Origin of the sequence: Coprococcus comes ATCC 27758 (assembly GCF_025149785.1) — a bacterium.
Classification (GTDB): Bacteria; Bacillota; Clostridia; order Lachnospirales; family Lachnospiraceae; genus Allocoprococcus; species Allocoprococcus comes.
The window spans coordinates 1,608,113-1,626,048 of the sequence record NZ_CP102277.1; the positions used below are offsets into that span (position 1 = coordinate 1,608,113).

Here is a 17,936-nt window from a genome sequence, read left to right on the forward strand (position 1 = left end):
AAATGGTAATGCTTTTCGTAAGCGCAAAATAATTCGACGGATTGTGTTGCCCTAAAAAACAATCCATAATAATCATTAGAGAATGCAAGCATTTCACTTCATTTTCTCTTGCTAGAAATGATAGATGCGAGCATTTTACTCTATTCAAGTTTAATAATTTGAAAGTGATCTCAAAAATGCTGGGGCATGCAAATACAACGATAACTGAGGATGTCTATATTGATGATCAGAATGATGTCATCGATTTAAGCAACATTATGAATTCTTATTCAAAGACAATATTTTCAAAGATTCAGGAAAGCGATAATAAAATTGCATCAGAAGTAGTTGATCTGTCCAAAATAGTTGATTTTCTTACTTAAACAAGCTATTATTAAACAAGTGATTTTTATAAAATATCTATTTTATCCTTTCACTTACAGGCTTTTGAAGTATCATAGAATGACAAGCGGTCGTAAGTCGGATCATAAATTCTTACGACCGAAAAACGGTCGTAAAATAGCAAAAAAGACATGTTTTTTAACACATTTTTTTGTAAAAATAGTGGATAAATAAGGTGTGTTTTGCGTTAGAAAATTCAAATGTGATGTCACTTTAATACTTGTAATTGTGCGAAAACACACAAAAACAACAGATAAAACGGAGGAAAAATGAAAAAATTAGCATTAGATGATGATATTTTACTGAATATAGAGAAACCTGCCCGCTACATTGGACACGAAGTCAATTCAGTAATGAAAGATAAAAATGCGGTGGATATAAGGTTTGCAATGTGTTTTCCGGAGGTATATGAGGTTGGTATGTCCCATCTGGGAATCCAGATTCTGTACGATATGTTCAACCGCCGGGAGGATACCTGGTGCGAAAGAGTCTACTCTCCATGGATTGATCTGGACAAGATCATGCGTGAAAAACATATCCCGCTCTTTGCCCTGGAATCTCAGGACCCGGTAAAGGATTTTGACTTTCTTGGCATCACATTACAGTTTGAGATGTGTTACACCAATGTACTGCAGGTGCTGGATTTATCCGGTATTCCGCTTCACAGTGAGGACAGAACTTTAGAAGATCCATTTGTCATTGGCGGTGGCCCATGTGTTTACAATACAGAGCCACTGGCTGAATTTTTCGATATGTTCTATATCGGAGAGGGCGAAGTGGTTTATGATGAGCTTCTGGAAGCATACAAAAAGTGGAAGAGAGCCGGAAAAAGCCGGAAAGAATTTCTGGAAATGGCAGCAGAGATCGAGGGAATTTACGTTCCTTCTTTTTATGATGTCACTTACAAAGAAGACGGCACGATCGAATCTTTCCTGCCAAACAATCCGCATGCAAAGGGAAAAATCAAACGAGTAGTTGCGGCAGATATGAGCCAGACAACTTATCCGTTAAAGCCGGTTGTTCCGTTTATCAAAGTAACCCAGGACAGAGCGGTTCTGGAGATTCAGCGCGGCTGTATCCGTGGATGTCGTTTCTGTCAGGCTGGAATGGTTTACCGTCCGACACGTCCGCGTGATATCAACATGCTCAAAGAGACGGCACGTGCAATGCTGAAGAATACGGGACATGAAGAGATCACCTTAAGTTCTTTAAGTTCCAGTGATTACAACGAACTGGAAGAGATCGTCACCTTCCTGATCGATGAGTTCCACACACAGGGAGTCAACATTTCCCTGCCGTCTCTTCGTATTGACGCGTTCTCTCTGGACGTTATGAGCAAGGTGCAGGATGTGCGTAAGAGCAGTCTGACCTTCGCCCCGGAAGCCGGAACACAGAGAATGCGTAATGTAATCAACAAAGGTCTGACGGAAGATGACATTTTAAATGGAGCCGGACAGGCTTTTGAAGGTGGATGGACGAAGGTCAAGCTCTATTTCATGCTTGGACTTCCGACCGAAACACAGGAAGATATGGAAGGAATTGCTGTTCTTGCAGATAAAGTAGCACGCCGGTATTATGAAATTCCGAAGGATCAGAGAAATGGAAAATGTCAGATCACGGCAAGTAGTTCCTTCTTTGTACCGAAACCATTTTCACCGCTTCAATGGGCGACCATGCAGCCGATGGAAGAATATATCCGCCGTGCAGGAATTGTACAGGAAGCATTCCGCAACCAGCTGAACCGCAAGAGTCTGCGCTACAACTGGCATACCGCCGAAGTAACCGTTCTGGAAGGCGTCTTTGCCCGCGGTGACCGGAAGGTCGGAAAGGTTCTGGAAGAGGCTTACCGTCTTGGCTGTATTTACGATGCGTGGGATGAGTATTTTGATTATGATAAATGGCTGCAGGCCTTTGAAAATACAGGTGTAGACATGGATTTCTATAATCTCAGAAAGCGTGAATTAGATGAAATCTTCCCATGGGATTTCATCAATTGTGGCGTGACAAAATCTTTCCTTATAAGAGAATGGAAGAATGCAATGGAAGGGAATGTAACCCCGAACTGCCGTGCAAAATGTTCCGGCTGTGGGGCAGCAAGTTACGGAGGAGGTGTCTGCTTTGAAGGCAAGAATTAAATTTCGGAAAAATGGAGTGATGAAGTTCATCGGACACCTGGATATCATGCGGTATTTCCAGAAAGCGATTCGCCGTGCCGAGATTCCGATCGCATTTACCAGTGGTTACAGCCCGCATATGATCATGTCTTTCGCTAATCCACTTGGTGTAGGGCTTACCAGTGACGGAGAATATTTTGATATCGAATTGACCGAGTCAATCGCCAGCAAAGAAGCGGTCAGACGGCTGAATGAACAGATGGTAGACGGCATGGAGATCGTCAGCTTTGTGCAGATCCCGGATGATAAGAAAAGCAAAGGAATGTCAATCGTAGCAGGTGCCGACTATTTATCTTCGGTAAAAAATGGCAGCCTGCCGGAAGATCTTGCTGAAAAGCTGGAAGCTTTTTATGCGCAGAATGAAATCTGTGTGGTCAAAAAGACGAAAAAGAGTGAAAAAGAAGTGGACATTCGTCCGATGATCTACAAGCTGGAATGCCGGGACGGAAAGATTTATATGCGTGTGGCAGCAGGAAGTGTCCAGAACTTAAAGCCGGAGCTTGTCACAGAAGCGTTTGTCCGCTATCTTGGTATGGATGCGGAGGAAGTGACCTTTACCCACCACAGACTGGAAATTTTTGCGGAATCCGAAAACATGGAGGGCAAGATGATTCTGGTTCCACTGGATGCGCTTGGAACGGAGATTGTATAGATGGAACGAAAAGTACTCCTTACGGAATGCATGAACCGCCGGGTGCTTGCACTTTTAGAGGATGAGAAAGTAACGGAATTTCACTTTGGCAGTAGCGGAGAAAAAAAGAGCTGCCGCCTGGGTGAAATTTATGTCGGAAGAGTACGGAAAATCCTTCCGAATATCGGTGGCGCATTTGTTGAAATTGCAAATGGTGAGCAATGCTATTTTGCGCTGGATGAAAAATATACCCCGGTTTTCACCAATAAGATCGGAAAGAAGCCACTTGTGATCGGTGATGAACTTCTGGTTCAGGTGGAGAAAGAAGCAGTGAAAACCAAGCAGCCTGTCGTGACCGGGAACTTAAATTTCACCGGGCAGTATGTAGTACTGACTTCCGGCAATCGTACCATTGGTGTATCCGGTAAAATTCACGGTGCCCGGAAAGAAGAACTGCAAAAGCTGGGACAGGACTATATAGACTGTGATTTCGGATTGATTTTCCGGACAAATTGTGTGGAAGCAGAAGAAACACAGATCCGTGCCGAAATTGACAAACTGACAGAGAACTATCACAGAATCGTAGAATATGGCAAGATGCGGACCTGCTTCAGCTGTTTGCAGAGTGCACCGGATCCGTGCGTACAGGCACTCCGGGATATTTACAAAAAAGATTTGACGGAAATTATTGTAGAGGAAACGGTAGAAGATGGAGCTTTGTATAAAGAAGTTCAGACTTATCTGGAAACGGAAATGCCAGATGAACTTCCGCTTCTCCGTGCGTATACGGATGCGTCTTATCCACTTGTAAAATGCTATAACCTGGAAGGGGCGATCCGAGAAGCCAGACAAGAACGGGTATGGATGAAATCCGGGGCTTATCTGGTGATCCAGCCAACCGAGGCGCTGACTGTAATCGATGTCAATTCCGGAAAATGTCTGAAAAAGAATTCTCATTTTCCGGAGATCAACCGGGAGGCAGCAAGAGAAGCAGTCCGCCAGATCCGGCTCCGCAATATTTCCGGTATCATTATTATTGATTTTATCAACATGAAATCAGCAGAAGAGAAGAAAGAACTTCTTGCGTATCTGCAGCTGGAATTAAAGAAGGACCCAAATCCGGGAAATGTGATTGGAATGACGAAACTGCAGCTGGTGGAAATTACACGAAAGAAAATCCGAAAAACACTGGAGGAAAGTTTACATGGGTAAAAAAGAAGTCAAAACAAATGCAATGCGAATTTTAGACAGAAAGAAAATTTCTTACGAATATCAGACCTATGAATGCGATGAATTCACGGATGGAATTGAAACTGCCGATAAGCTGAATCTGCCTCACGAACAGGTTTACAAGACCATTGTCACAACAGGGAAAAGTGGCGAACATTATGTTTTCGTTCTTCCGATCGAAGCAGAAATTGATTTTAAGAAGGCTGCAAAAGCGGTTGGTGAAAAATCTATTGAAATGCTTCATTTAAAGGAGTTAACACCGCTTACCGGCTATGTGCGTGGTGGATGCACTTCGATCGGAATGAAAAAGCATTTTCCGACGGTCATTGATGCAAGTGCACAGCAGTTTGAGAAAGTCTATGTAAGTGCCGGAAGAATCGGTGCACAACTGACACTTGCACCGGAGGATTTGAGAAAAGCAGCGGATGCTACATTTGCAGATGTAATTCATGCATAGAAAGTTTTCAAAAAAAGAAATTCTATTAGACAAAATGCAAGATTTTCAACAGATTCCAAAAGAAAATCTTGCATTTTTCACGTCAGCGTAATAAAGTAATAACTACATAAGTGTAGAAACATCTGCCCGGTGTTTCTACAGAAAATGCAGGTTTGCCATGTGCAGATCAGAATACATGAATTGAGAGATGGAGGAATACCAACAGATGATTAAGGTAGTGAAATTCGGCGGAAGTTCTCTTGCCGATGCAGTACAGATTAAAAAGGCAGGAAAGATCGTTCTTTCAGAGGAATCAAGACGTTACGTTGTACCGTCTGCTCCGGGAAAGCGTTTTTCCGACGACACCAAGGTAACAGATATGCTGTATCGTTGTTACGGCGCAGCTGTAAAAGAGAAGAAATTTACAGAATTACTCGCTGACATTCAGAAGAGATATCAGGAAATCATTGAAGGGCTTGGAATCACTCTTTCTCTTGACGAAGAATTTGCCACCATCCGTGATAATTTTGCAAAGAAGATTGGAAGAGATTATGCTGCTTCCCGTGGAGAATATTTAAACGGACGTGTAATCGCAGCTTATCTTGGATATGAGTTTATCGATGCGGCAGAAGTGATCAAGTTCGATGAAAATGGGAACTTCCTTTCAGAAGAAACTAACCAGGTACTTACAGACAGACTTTCAAAAGTAGAGCGTGCCGTGATTCCTGGATTCTACGGAGCACGTCCGGACGGAACGATCCAGACATTTTCCCGCGGCGGATCTGATGTAACAGGATCGATCGTTGCAAGAGCCACACATGCTGATATGTATGAGAACTGGACAGACGTATCCGGATTCCTCATTGCAGATCCACGTATCATCAAGAATCCAAAAGGAATCGAAGCAATTACTTACAAAGAGTTGCGTGAACTTTCTTATATGGGTGCCAGCGTATTACATGAAGATGCAATCTTCCCGGTTCGTAAAGAAGGAATCCCGATCAACATCCGTAATACAAACGCACCGGAAGAAAAGGGTACTCTGATCGTAGAAGGAACCTGCCGAAAGCCGAAGTATACAATTACCGGTATTGCAGGAAAGCGTGGATTTGCTTCTATTACAATTGAAAAAGCAATGATGAACTCAGAAGTCGGATTTGGCCGCAAGGTTCTTGGTGTATTTGAAGATGAAGGAATTTCTTTTGAACATATGCCGTCAGGAATTGATACTATGACTATCTTCGTTCATCAGGATGAATTTGAAGAACATGAGCAGAAAGTGCTTGCGGGCATCCACCGTGCCGTGAATCCGGATGACATCGAACTGGAATCCGATCTTGCACTGATCGCTGTTGTTGGACGTGGAATGCGTCAGACACGCGGTACAGCCGGAAGAATTTTCTCCGCACTGGCACATGCACATGTCAATGTAAAAATGATCGACCAGGGATCCAGTGAGTTAAATATTATCATCGGTGTGAGAGAGCACGACTTTGAAGCAGCAATCAAAGCAATTTATGATATTTTTGTTAACACTCAGCTGTAAATCTTCAATTCGATCCTCAAATATGGTATAGTACAGGTGTTGGGGAAAACTCCCCTGTACAGAATATTCATACAAGAGAGGATACGAAAATGAATATATTATTTTTCCTGAAGCCAAAAGCAGAAGTGGCATTTGTATATGACTACCACACGCTCAGACAGGCAATGGAAATCATGGAGTACCACAAATACTCATCCATTCCGATGATCAACCGGGAAGGTAAATACGTCGGTACAATCACCGAAGGAGACCTGCTCTGGGGACTTAAGAAGCTGAACATCCTGAATCTGAAAGAAGCAGAAGACATTGCAATCACGAAGATTGCAAGAAGAGCAGATTACCGGCCGGTAAGTGCCGATTCCAATATGGAGGATCTGATGGAAAAAGCGATGGATCAGAACTTTGTTCCGGTCATTGATGACCAGCAGAATTTCATAGGAATCATCACAAGAAAAGACATTATCGGATATTGTTATGAAAAAATTAAAAAAATCGCAAATTAGGGGTTGACTTTGTGCGGTATGCCACTGTATAATACAGAGGTATGCCGCACAACGAGGTTATAAGTCCTGATTTGATCAGACACCGTAGTTGGCGAGTAATGATAATAGGAGGTGCCATATGTACGCAATTATAGCAACAGGTGGTAAACAGTACAAAGTAGCCGAAGGCGATATCATTAAAGTAGAAAAGCTTGGTGTGGAAGCCGGACAGTCTTATACTTTTGACCAGGTTCTCGCAGTAAGTGGTGACGAGCTTAAAGTTGGAACACCAGTAGTAGAAGGTGCAACAGTTGAAGCATCTGTAATTGGTGACGGAAAAGCTAAAAAAGTTATCGTTTACAAGTATAAGAGAAAAACAGGTTACCACAAGAAAAACGGACACAGACAGCAGTATACAGCAGTTAAGATCGAAAAGATCAACGCGTAAGAAGCTGGTGGTTATATGATACGAGTAACCATTTATAAAAATGAAAAACATCAATGTGTAGGTTTCAAAGCACATGGTCATGCAGGATTCAGTGAAGAAGGACAGGATATTGTCTGCGCAGCTGTTTCCGTACTTACGATCAATACTTTGAATGCCATTGAGAAATTTGCGGATGACCGTACAAGCCTTGTATCCGATGAATCCAAAGGACTCATTGACTATCGACTTAAAGGTAATCCGACTCGCGAGGCAAAGCTTTTGCTTGACGCGATGGTTCTTGGTCTGGAAGAGATTGCAGAAGATGAGAACTACAGAGAATATATGGATTTGACATACGAGGAGGTGTAACAACCATGATGAAATTAAACCTTCAGTTTTTCGCTCATAAAAAAGGAGTTGGTTCTACAAAGAACGGTCGTGACTCTGAATCTAAGAGACTTGGAGCAAAAAGAGCAGACGGACAGTTTGTAAAAGCTGGTAACATCCTTTACAGACAGCGCGGAACAAAGATTCATCCAGGAATCAATGTAGGTCGCGGTGGTGACGATACATTATTTGCACTGGTTGACGGTGTTGTTCGTTTTGAAAGAAAAGGAAGAGATAAGAAACAGGTTTCTATCTATCCAGTAGCTGAATAAGCAGATTTAACAGAGGCTTCAAACTTTTTTGGTTTGAAGCCTTGTTTTTAGTCATAAATAAGGAGGACATATTATGTTTGCAGACAGAGCAAAAATATATATCCGATCCGGAAAGGGCGGCGACGGTCACGTCAGCTTTCGCAGGGAATTATATGTTCCGAATGGCGGTCCGGACGGAGGCGACGGCGGTCGCGGCGGTGATGTAATCTTTGAAGTGGACAAAGGTCTTAACACACTGGTAGATTTCCGTCACAAAACGAAATATAAAGCACAGGACGGAGAGGAAGGCGGCAAAAAGCGCTGCCATGGTAAGGATGCAAAGGATCTGATTCTGAAAGTTCCTGAAGGGACAGTTATCCGTGAAGCAGAAACCAATAAAGTCATTGCCGATATGTCGGGCGAGAACCAGCGCCAGATTATATTAAAAGGTGGTAAGGGCGGTCTTGGAAATATGCATTTTGCAACCTCTACCATGCAGGTTCCGAAGTATGCACAGCCGGGAAAGCCTGCACAGGAACTCTGGGTGAATCTGGAACTTAAGGTGATCGCAGACGTTGGGCTTGTAGGTTTCCCGAATGTTGGTAAATCCACATTCCTTTCCCGTGTAACCAATGCGCAACCAAAGATTGCAAATTATCATTTCACAACACTCAGCCCGAACCTTGGAGTTGTAGATCTGGAAGGTGCAAAGGGATTTGTTATTGCAGATATTCCGGGACTGATTGAAGGAGCATCAGAAGGTGTCGGACTTGGACATGAATTTTTGCGTCATGTTGAACGTACCAAGATGATGATCCATGTTGTGGATGCGGCAGGTATCGAAGGACGTGATCCGGTTGAAGACATTTACAAGATCAACGCTGAACTGGAAGCCTATAACAAAGAAATTTCCATGCGTCCACAGGTCATTGCAGCGAATAAGGTTGACCTGATCTATTCCGAAGATGAAGATCCGATCCAGAGACTGAGAGATGAGTTCGAGCCAAAAGGAATCAAGGTATTCCCGATTTCCGGTGTGACCGGAGAAGGGCTTTCTGATCTTCTTTACTATGTAAATAATGAACTTCAGAAGTTGGATGACAAGCCGATCGTATTTGAACAGGAATATTTCCCGGAAGAAGAGATCATCCACATGGATCTTCCATATACCGTGGAAAAAGAAGACGATGTATTTGTAGTAGAGGGACCAAAGATCGAAAAGATGCTTGGTTACACCAATCTGGATTCCGAGAAGGGATTTGCTTTCTTCCAGAAATTCCTGAAAGAAACCGGTATCCTTGAGCAGCTTGAAAATGCAGGTGTTCAGGAAGGCGATACTATCCGTATGTACGGTCTTCAGTTTGAATATTACCGTTAGAAAAGAACATAATTTCAGAAAGGAGAAGTTTTATGACTTCCAAACAGAGAGCTTATTTAAAGAGCCTTGCGATGACAATGGATCCGATCCTTCAGATCGGTAAATCCAGCGTAACACCGGAACTTACCGCAGCTGTTGCAGAAGCGCTTGAAGCAAGAGAACTGATCAAGCTTCACGTTCTTCAGAACTGTGGAGATGATCTGCGTGGAATGGCAGAGATCCTTGCAGAGCGTACACGTTCCCAGGTGGTACAGGTTATCGGAAGAAAAATCGTTCTTTATAAAGAGGGAAAAGACGACAAGAAGAAAATCGTTCTTCCTTAATGAGTGGAGTATAGATTATGAGAATCGGTATTATGGGCGGAACATTTGATCCCATCCACAACGGGCATCTGATGCTTGGTGAATATGCATACCAGCAGTTCCATCTGGATGAAGTGTGGTATATGCCAAACGGCAATCCGCCCCATAAATCAAATCCGGAAATACGAAAAGATTTACAGGACCGTGCCGAAATGACACGCCTTGCAATTGAAGAAATCCCGTATTTCCGGCTTTGTACCTATGAAATAGATCGAAAGGAAACTTCGTACTCCTATCAGACAATGGAGTATTTTAAAGAGACTTATCCGCAGGATGAATTTTATTTTATCATCGGTGCGGATTCTCTTTTCAATCTGGAAACCTGGAAATGTCCGGAAAGACTTCTGAAAACAGCGGTCATCCTGGCAGCATATCGAGATGATGCAGGAGCGCCGAAAGAAATGCGCCGTCAGATCACATATTTGAAAGAAAAGTATGCATGTGATATCCGGCTTCTCCGTACCCCTGTGATGCCGGTTTCTTCCAGTGAGATCCGGCAGATGATCCGAGGAGGAGAGACAGAAGATCTTCCGATTCCGAAAAAGGTTGCAGATTATATAGATTTGAACAGATTATATCAGGTGAGTGAACATGACGGAAACAATACTTAAGATGCAGAAAAAAGTAAAACGGTACCTGGATAAAGACCGTTATGATCATACGATCGGTGTGATGCATACGGCAGGCTGCCTTGCCATGCGTTATGGTGCCAATCTGGAGCAGGCTTTGACGGCAGGACTTTTACATGACTGTGCAAAATGTGTGCCGGCAGATGAAAAGATTAAGCTCTGCGAGAAAAATCATATCGAAATTTCCGATGCAGAGTACAAAAATCCGGGACTTCTGCACGCAAAGCTGGGCGCATTTTTTGCCCGGGAAAAATATGGAATAGAAAATGAAGAGATTCTACGATCGATCGAGTCTCATACAACCGGTCGTCCGAATATGTCTCTGCTTGATAAGATCATTTATATCGCAGATTATATTGAGCCTGGAAGAGATGTTGCACCAAATCTTCCGGAAGTACGTGCGCTTGCATTTGTAGATATCGATGCATGTCTTTACCGTATTCTGGAAGATACACTTGCATATCTTGCCGAAAAAGGTGCAACGTTAGACCCTGCGACAGAAGAGACATTTTTATATTATAAGAACCTGAAAAACAGTGATTCCGAAAAGGAGGAAAAAAACTGATGCAGACAATCGAGCAGTCAAGAGAGATGGCAAAACTTGCCTGCGAAGCACTCGCTGACAAAAAAGGCGAAGATATCCGTGTAATTGACATTGCAGGAATCTCTGTGCTTGCAGATTATTTTATCATTGCAAACGGAACCAACGAAAGCCAGGTAAGAGCACTGGTTGACAATGTAGAAGAGACACTCGGAAAAGCAGGATACGAAGTCAAACAGCGTGAAGGCTATGGACTCGGAAGCTGGGTGCTTCTTGACTTTGGCGACATTATCGTTCATGTATTTGACAGAGAAAACCGTGTTTTCTATGATCTGGAAAGAATCTGGAGAGACGGAAAACAGGTTGATCCGGAAGAATTATAAAAGAATTCAAAATGAGGGCGTGTGAAAAAACGAGAGTTTTTTCATGCGTCCTTTTGCTTATGGTTATAATAATAGTTATATTGCATAAAAAAGGGTATAGTTCCCCTTACCCCATAAGAATGCTATTATGAACTCCTATGCGGCAGCTACAACTTTTTTCTGTTTGTTGTGATATTTATAAAGATTGTGTCCGATAGAAACGAGAAATACTTCAAGCAATACAGATTTTATTCCTCTTCGGACAATTCTTTTGTACCACCGGTCGTTTTTCATGATACCAAAGGTACCTTCTGCCTGAATGGATCTGTTCATCCTTAGAAGCGCTCCCTGGATACTTTCGAGATTTTCTATCACTTCCTGATGCATCGCTGTAAGTTCGCGGTTGATCCGAACAGTACGGTTTTTGTCTGTCTTTTTACATTGTTCTGCGTATGGACAGTCGGAGCAGTCTTCACACTGATACACTTCTTCCTGTCGCCCATACTTGTTCCCTTTTACGTTTTTTCGATACTGAAGATAAAAGTTTTTCCCGTTTGGGCAACGCATGATTCCGTCTTCCCCGATTGGAAAATTTACTGCTCGAAATGGATCTTCATGGTATTTCTTGTCAGTAGTTTCTTTCTTGAACATGGGAAACTTCATATATTTTTCCATTCCTTGCTGCTCACAGAAGATGTAATTGTTGTAAGAACCATATCCGGCATCTGCTACTGGGTACTTCGGATAGAAGCCATATGTAGTATAAAACTTGTTCATTAATGGAATAAAACAATCCATATCTGAGCGATACTGATTTACATCAATAACAGCAATGTATTCATCTGCAACACCGACCTGTACATTATAAGCTGGAAGCAACTGGTCATTTCCCATGTAGTCTGTCTTGATTCGCATAAAAGTGGCCGAATGATCTGTTTTTGCGTAGCTGTTGCGATCTTCTCCACAGATTTTGATTTTTTCCACGTATTCTTCCAACTTAGCAGCATACCCTTTGAGTTTCTCATAATGACGTTGCTGTGTAGTTTTGCGATGTCCCCTGCCATGAACAAACATTGCTTCATTAATCTGCCAGACTTCTGCATACTGTTCAGCAACTTCCTTCAGATACTCTGGTGCGTACTCACTATTGATACAAAGTTTCATACCTATACATGAAAGTTCCTCATTGATTTTCTCAAAGAGTGTAGTGATCTTACCAAAGAGACGGTATCTGGATTTTTCGGTTGCTTTTTTCCATACCCAGGAGTATTTATTCGCATTTGCTTCAAACTTGGATCCATCAATGTATAGATGTTGAAGATCCACATGTTCTGTCTCGAAGATTTTTTTGTTTATGTCTTGAAATATTTCTTCAATAGAATCAGCAAGAACTTCGTTGATGAAGTAGCCGAAAGTGCGGTAAGAAGGTGCTTGATGATCCATAAGATACATGAAGCGGAGATTGACTTTACATTGATCCTCCAGTTCACGCAATGATATATAGCCATTCGCCATAAATCCAAACAAAACTGTTTTCAGCATGCTGACCGGGTCATACCTGAGTCTTCCTGTATCATGTTGAGGAATATTTTTCAGATATTTCTCCAGTTCGATTTCTCCCATAAATCTATCAAAAGTCAGCACTGGATCACAGATGTCCAAATAATCTTGAATTAGCATTGGCAAAACTGCCTGTTTTGGGTTAGAATAGATTATGTTATTAATTTTCATTGCAAGTTAATTATAACAGAAAGAAAGACCTTGAGTTCATTATAAACTCTTGGTCTTTCTTTTTTGGGGGACTATTCTTTTTTCACAGCCCCTTTTTTTAAATGTAAAAAGCAGGGCATGCGCCCAATGTCATTAAGTTAAGGAAAAATAATTAGATTCTTATATTAGAAATAATATAGGAGTCTTTTTATTTTGTAAAAATAGTTGACAAACAAGATAGAATGTGCGGCCGCTTTCGCTACCGATATATATTAAGGTTGCGAAAGCGGCCCTTGTAATTAAGGAATATCTTGATTGCAAGGAGGATACATTATGAGTCACTATATTGAAAAGGTTACGGTTTCACTAGAAAATCTAATTTCAGAATTGGCAAGAAATCCATCTTTGTTCTTGAAAAATCCAGATACTGATTTTTCAAGAAACCGCAAAATTAATTTTAAGACATGTGTTGGCATTACCATGAATTCCGGCGGTTGCACGCTGAATAAAGAACTCTTGGATTTTTTCGATTTTGATGTGAATGCTCCTACTGTTTCAGCGTATACACAGCAGCGGGCTAAAATTCTACCAGAAGCATTTGAATACTTATTTCATGCGTTTACAGAAGAAAATGCTCAAACAAAAAACTTATATGAGGGATATCAACTTTTGGCTTGCGATGGCAGCAATCTAACTATTGCACCGAATCTAAACGACCCGGAAACTCTTTGGAAATCAAATCAACTTGGTGCAACCGGTAATCACTTACATCTAAATGCCCTGTATGATGTTTTAAACAGAACTTATATTGATGCATTGGTTCAAACTGCCTCTACGTATCAAGAACACAGAGCATGCATTCAAATGATAGAAAGGGTGACATTGGACAAAGTTATATTAATTGCTGATAGAGGATATGAAAACTATAACATTATGTCTCACGCAATAGAAAAAGGCTGGAAATTTTTGATTAGAATAAAAGATGTTCACAGCAATGGCATTGCATCAGGCTTAGAACTTCCACAAACGGCAGTTTTTGATATGGATATCAATCTGATTCTGACACGAAATCAAACTAAGTCAAAGAAACAAGCAGGATATAAATTCATGCCAACAGTACAAACCTTTGATTATCTTCCAATAGGAAGCAAAGAGGATTATCCTATCTCCTTTAGAATTGCAAGGTTTAAAATAGCAGATGATTCCTACGAAACGGTAATTACAAACTTGGACCGTTTTTGCTTTTCGGCAGAAAAACTTAAGGAATTATATCACTTAAGATGGGGCATAGAAACATCATTTCGTGAATTGAAATATGCTATAGGGCTAACTAGTTTTCATGCCAAAAAAGTGGATTACATAAAGCAAGAAATATTTGCAAGATTGGCCTTATATAATTACTGCGAATTAATTACAACATATGTAGTTGAACACACAGAAAATATAAGTAAGAAAAATCAGGTGAACTTTACTATTGCCATTTACATTTGCAGAGAATATCTGCGACGCAAACGGAAACTTCGTCCACCTGATGTGGTTAAACTGATAGAAAAACATATATTACCAATAAGACCTGGGCGTCGAGACCCTCGGAAAGTCAAACTTCAGGCGTCAGTAAGTTTTCTATACAGGGTAGCATAACCATTCATCATTATATAGGATTATAGACAAATGTACAATCCATCTGTCTGTTTGCCGTGCAAAAAAACAGATAACAAAATGAAAAAAGCAAAATACAAGTGAGATTTTACCTACTTGCATTCTGCTTTTTTTAATTTTTAAATTAACTTAATGACATTGGGCATGCGCCCTGCTTTTCTGATACAATTATTCAAGATTTATAAGATTATTCACAGAGTTTAGAGAATGCATCTGCAACAAACTGTACTTTAGTTCCAACAATAACCTGTACAGAAGTTTTTCCAGGTCTAATAACACCTGCAACACCTGCAGATTTGATCACTTTGTCGTTAACTGCAGTCATATCTTTTACTTCCAGTCTCAGTCTTGTTACACAGTTGTCGATGCTTGCAATGTTTTCCTTTCCGCCGCAACCTTCAAGAATCTTTGCTGCGATAGCTGTGAAGTCATCACTTGCCAGTTCTACATTTTTTTCTGCTTCCAGATCATCATCATCTTCTCTACCCGGTGTCTTCAGATCAAATTTCTTGATCGCGAAGAGGAATACGAAATAGAAAACTAAGAATGCTGCGATTCCAAGCGGAATAATAAGCCATATCTTAGCTGCTGCCGGAAGAGAAGCAGAGAAGAATAAGTCCATCGCACCTGCTGAGAACGAGAATCCTGCACGGAATCCAAGTGCAACTGTGATCATTGTGAAGATACCGTAAAGTGCTGCGTAAATTACATAAAGTACAGGTGCAAGGAACATGAATCCGAATTCGAACGGTTCAGTTACACCACAGATGAATGCACAAAGAGCTGCAGAAGCTACAAGTCCGATTGCAACTTTCTTTTTACCCGGTTTTGCACATTTTACCATAGCAAGAGCTGCACCCGGGATACCGAACATCATACATGGGAAGAATCCTGACATGTACATTCCAAGGCTCCAAGATACGTCTGCAGATGTTTCACCGGCCCAGAAGTGCTGTAAGTCACCAAGACCGATGGTATCAAACCAGAATACATTGTTCAGTGCGTGATGTAATCCGGTAGGGATCAGCAGTCGGTTGAGGAATGCATAGATACCGGCTCCTACAACATCCAGACCAACAATACCTTTTCCAAGAGCAACAAGTGCACCGAAAAGTAATGGCCATACGAATAATAAAACAACAGATGCAAGAATAGAAACAACTCCTGCAATAATTGCTACACAGCGTTTTCCACTGAAGAAAGCCAACCAGTCCGGAAGCTTTGTGTTTTTGAATCTGTTGTAGCACATTGATCCGATGATACCTGCGAGAATACCGATAAACGGGTTTTCAATTTTGTCGAATGCAAGTGTCTTTGTTGCACTGTCTGCGATAGAAGGCATGATCGTTGTAACAAATCCTGTTGAAAGAAGTGTTGTCATCATAAGCCATGAAGCAAGAGCAGCGATACCACCTGTACCATCATTTTTTTCAGACATACCGACACCGACACCGATTGCAAAAAGAATTGCCATGTTGTCGATCAAAGCTCCACCTGCTTTTACTAAAAACAGACCGATCAGATTTACTGCACCCTGGATGTCTCCACCCTGCATCGTAGCCGGACATAACCTGTATCCAATACCCATGAGGATACCACAGATCGGAAGAATAGCTACCGGGAGCATTAACGCTTTACCAAGTTTTTGTAAGAATTTCATCTTTTCTCCTCCTTAGAAATAAAATAAAAGTATACACTAAACTGGACCATTCCAGTTAGCTTCGATTGAAAAAGCACAGATCCTAGGATAATTTAAGCACAGCATCCTCCAGTGTGACTTCGCCTTTCTTCTGAAGGGCTATTTTTCCATAAGTATCTGTATTACAGATGAGTACCGGAGTAATGGTATTTAATCCGGCTGCCTGGATCTTATCCAAATCAACTTCCATCAGGAGATCTCCCTGTTTTACCTTGTCACCTGCAACAACATGGGGGGTAAAAGGTTCTCCTTTCAGTGTAACGGTATCAAGACCGATATGGATCAGAATCTCTGTTCCCTGGGTGCTTGTCATAGTAACGGCGTGAAGAGTATCAAATACCATACTCACTTCCCCATCTGCCGGTGCATAGACCTTTCCCTCGGAAGGAATGACTGCAAATCCGTCTCCTAATATTTTATCCGCAAAAGTCGAATCCGGAACTTCTGTGATCGGTACGACTTTTCCGTTACACGGGGAGTGGAGTAGATTCCCCTTATTTTTTCCTTTAAATAAACCTAACATGTGATCTCCTTTCCATCTACATAGACGCTTACTATATTCAAATCTTTATCTAAAAGCACAAAATCTGCTTTCTTACCAGCGGAGATACTTCCGACCTCATGGAAAATTCCGATTTCTTTTGCCGGATTTTCAGATGCGCACATGACTGCTGTTTCAAACGGAAGGCCGACTTTCTTAACCACAAAACGCACACAGTCCATAAGATTCGTAGCAGAACCAGCAATTGTTCCATCATGCAGAGTAGCAAGATTGCCTTTTACCTTTACCGGCTGTCCGCCAAGGGTGTAATCTCCATCATCCAGACCAGTTGCTCGCATACTGTCACTGATCAGGATCATACGCTTCGCACCAAACATGGCAAAGGTTGCGCGGATCACAGACGGGTGAATATGTACACCGTCGCAGATCAGCTCTGCATGGCATGTTTCAGAATCCCTGACTGCACCGATTACGCCCGGATTTCTATGATTCAATGGTGGCATTGCATTGTACAAATGGGTTGCATGGGAAGCACCACGCTGAATGGCTTCTTTTGCAGTATCATAATCCGATGCGGTATGCGCAAGGGATATAACCACCTCATCCTTTGCTTTCTCGATAAATTCCATGGCTCCCGGTTCTTCCGGTGCAAGATCCACCAGTTTGATCAGTCCCTTTGCCGCCTTTTGAAGCCTGCAGAAATATTCATAATCACAATGCAGGATATTTTCTTCTGCCTGGGCACCTTTTTTGGAAGCACTGATAAATGGTCCTTCCATATTGATACCGACCAGGTGTGCACCGCCATTGTAGGCGTAATCACCTGCATTTTTCATGACATTTAAAAGCTCGTCTTTAGCAATTGTCATGGTAGCCGGACAGACAGAAGTCACACCGATGGACGCTTCATATCTCGTAATGATATCCAGTGCTTCTTTTGTACCGTCGCACATGTCTGCTCCCATACATCCGTGAAAATGAATGTCCACAAGTCCCGGAATCATATAAAGTCCCTGGGCATCCACGATCTGGGCATCCTGTTCCGAAAAATCCGAAAAACTTACAAATCTGCCATTTTCTACAACTGCATTCCCGTTCACAAAAGTATGATCTTCTGTATAAATTGACGCATTTTTAATGATCATTTTC

19 protein-coding genes are annotated in these 17,936 nt (G+C 41.8%); 15 read left to right on the forward strand and 4 right to left on the reverse strand.

Annotated elements, in window-relative coordinates; translation table 11 throughout:
- Positions 1-650: 650 nt before the first annotated feature.
- The 14 genes from NQ556_RS07940 (at position 651) to rsfS (ending at position 11,238) form a co-directional block, all read left to right on the forward strand.
- On the forward strand, positions 651-2,516 hold the full coding sequence (locus NQ556_RS07940; RefSeq protein ID WP_204575947.1) for a TIGR03960 family B12-binding radical SAM protein: 1,866 nt from the start codon (positions 651-653) through the stop codon (positions 2,514-2,516).
- Positions 2,500-3,207, forward strand: a complete 708-nt coding sequence (locus NQ556_RS07945; protein ID WP_195368833.1) for a TIGR03936 family radical SAM-associated protein — start codon at positions 2,500-2,502, stop codon at positions 3,205-3,207. Before NQ556_RS07940 ends, NQ556_RS07945 begins: the two co-directional genes overlap by 17 nt.
- A complete protein-coding gene (locus NQ556_RS07950) occupies positions 3,208-4,398 on the forward strand; it encodes a ribonuclease E/G (protein ID WP_008370498.1) in 1,191 nt (396 codons plus the stop codon). It begins immediately after the preceding gene.
- The gene (gene ybaK, locus NQ556_RS07955; RefSeq protein ID WP_008370496.1) at positions 4,391-4,873 is read left to right on the forward strand and encodes a Cys-tRNA(Pro) deacylase; all 483 of its coding nucleotides are present in this window, start codon (positions 4,391-4,393) and stop codon (positions 4,871-4,873) included. Before NQ556_RS07950 ends, ybaK begins: the two co-directional genes overlap by 8 nt.
- Before the next feature lie 205 nt (positions 4,874-5,078).
- Positions 5,079-6,398, forward strand: a complete 1,320-nt coding sequence (locus tag NQ556_RS07960; protein WP_173685475.1) for an aspartate kinase — start codon at positions 5,079-5,081, stop codon at positions 6,396-6,398.
- 89 nt (positions 6,399-6,487) lie between these two features.
- Complete coding sequence (locus NQ556_RS07965; RefSeq protein ID WP_008370486.1) at positions 6,488-6,901, forward strand: CBS domain-containing protein; 414 nt, start codon at positions 6,488-6,490, stop codon at positions 6,899-6,901.
- Positions 6,902-7,019: 118 nt separating this feature from the next.
- The gene (rplU, locus tag NQ556_RS07970; RefSeq protein ID WP_008370484.1) at positions 7,020-7,328 is read left to right on the forward strand and encodes a 50S ribosomal protein L21; all 309 of its coding nucleotides are present in this window, start codon (positions 7,020-7,022) and stop codon (positions 7,326-7,328) included.
- A gap of 15 nt (positions 7,329-7,343) precedes the next feature.
- Entirely contained in the window at positions 7,344-7,676 is a 333-nt protein-coding gene (locus tag NQ556_RS07975) for a ribosomal-processing cysteine protease Prp (RefSeq protein WP_008370483.1), read from the forward strand.
- Between the two features lie 5 nt (positions 7,677-7,681).
- Positions 7,682-7,966 carry a 50S ribosomal protein L27 gene (gene rpmA, locus NQ556_RS07980; protein ID WP_008370482.1) on the forward strand — a complete coding sequence of 95 codons (285 nt, stop codon included), beginning with the start codon at positions 7,682-7,684 and terminating at the stop codon, positions 7,964-7,966.
- 73 nt (positions 7,967-8,039) lie between these two features.
- Positions 8,040-9,323 carry a GTPase ObgE gene (gene obgE / locus NQ556_RS07985; protein WP_055248620.1) on the forward strand — a complete coding sequence of 428 codons (1,284 nt, stop codon included), beginning with the start codon at positions 8,040-8,042 and terminating at the stop codon, positions 9,321-9,323.
- A 32-nt stretch (positions 9,324-9,355) separates the two neighbouring features.
- Positions 9,356-9,646: a ribosome assembly RNA-binding protein YhbY gene (gene yhbY / locus NQ556_RS07990; protein ID WP_008370480.1), complete on the forward strand. Its 291-nt coding sequence runs from the start codon at positions 9,356-9,358 to the stop codon at positions 9,644-9,646.
- Between the two features lie 17 nt (positions 9,647-9,663).
- Entirely contained in the window at positions 9,664-10,296 is a 633-nt protein-coding gene (gene nadD, locus NQ556_RS07995; RefSeq protein ID WP_204575949.1) for a nicotinate-nucleotide adenylyltransferase, read from the forward strand.
- Positions 10,277-10,879, forward strand: a complete 603-nt coding sequence (gene yqeK / locus NQ556_RS08000; RefSeq protein ID WP_008370474.1) for a bis(5'-nucleosyl)-tetraphosphatase (symmetrical) YqeK — start codon at positions 10,277-10,279, stop codon at positions 10,877-10,879. The genes nadD and yqeK overlap by 20 nt, the downstream gene beginning before the upstream one ends.
- A gap of 8 nt (positions 10,880-10,887) precedes the next feature.
- Positions 10,888-11,238 (forward strand): ribosome silencing factor, encoded by a 351-nt coding sequence (gene rsfS / locus NQ556_RS08005; RefSeq protein ID WP_044998772.1) that lies wholly within the window; start codon positions 10,888-10,890, stop codon positions 11,236-11,238.
- Between the two features lie 135 nt (positions 11,239-11,373).
- On the opposite strand, the gene NQ556_RS08010 is transcribed toward rsfS, so the two are convergent.
- Positions 11,374-12,948 carry an IS1182 family transposase gene (locus tag NQ556_RS08010; protein WP_204575951.1) on the reverse strand — a complete coding sequence of 525 codons (1,575 nt, stop codon included), beginning with the start codon at positions 12,946-12,948 and terminating at the stop codon, positions 11,374-11,376.
- Between the two features lie 312 nt (positions 12,949-13,260).
- Between NQ556_RS08010 and NQ556_RS08015 the strand changes: the two genes are divergently transcribed.
- Positions 13,261-14,568, forward strand: a complete 1,308-nt coding sequence (locus NQ556_RS08015; protein ID WP_008370468.1) for an IS4 family transposase — start codon at positions 13,261-13,263, stop codon at positions 14,566-14,568.
- A 205-nt stretch (positions 14,569-14,773) separates the two neighbouring features.
- Here NQ556_RS08015 and NQ556_RS08020 read toward each other — a convergent pair whose 3' ends face one another.
- The 3 genes from NQ556_RS08020 to nagA form a co-directional block, all read right to left on the reverse strand.
- A complete protein-coding gene (locus NQ556_RS08020; RefSeq protein ID WP_204575952.1) occupies positions 14,774-16,246 on the reverse strand; it encodes a PTS transporter subunit EIIC in 1,473 nt (490 codons plus the stop codon).
- Between the two features lie 82 nt (positions 16,247-16,328).
- Complete coding sequence (locus tag NQ556_RS08025; protein WP_055157019.1) at positions 16,329-16,808, reverse strand: PTS sugar transporter subunit IIA; 480 nt, start codon at positions 16,806-16,808, stop codon at positions 16,329-16,331.
- Complete coding sequence (gene nagA, locus NQ556_RS08030; RefSeq protein ID WP_008370458.1) at positions 16,802-17,932, reverse strand: N-acetylglucosamine-6-phosphate deacetylase; 1,131 nt, start codon at positions 17,930-17,932, stop codon at positions 16,802-16,804. The genes NQ556_RS08025 and nagA overlap by 7 nt, the downstream gene beginning before the upstream one ends.
- Positions 17,933-17,936: the final 4 nt, after the last annotated feature.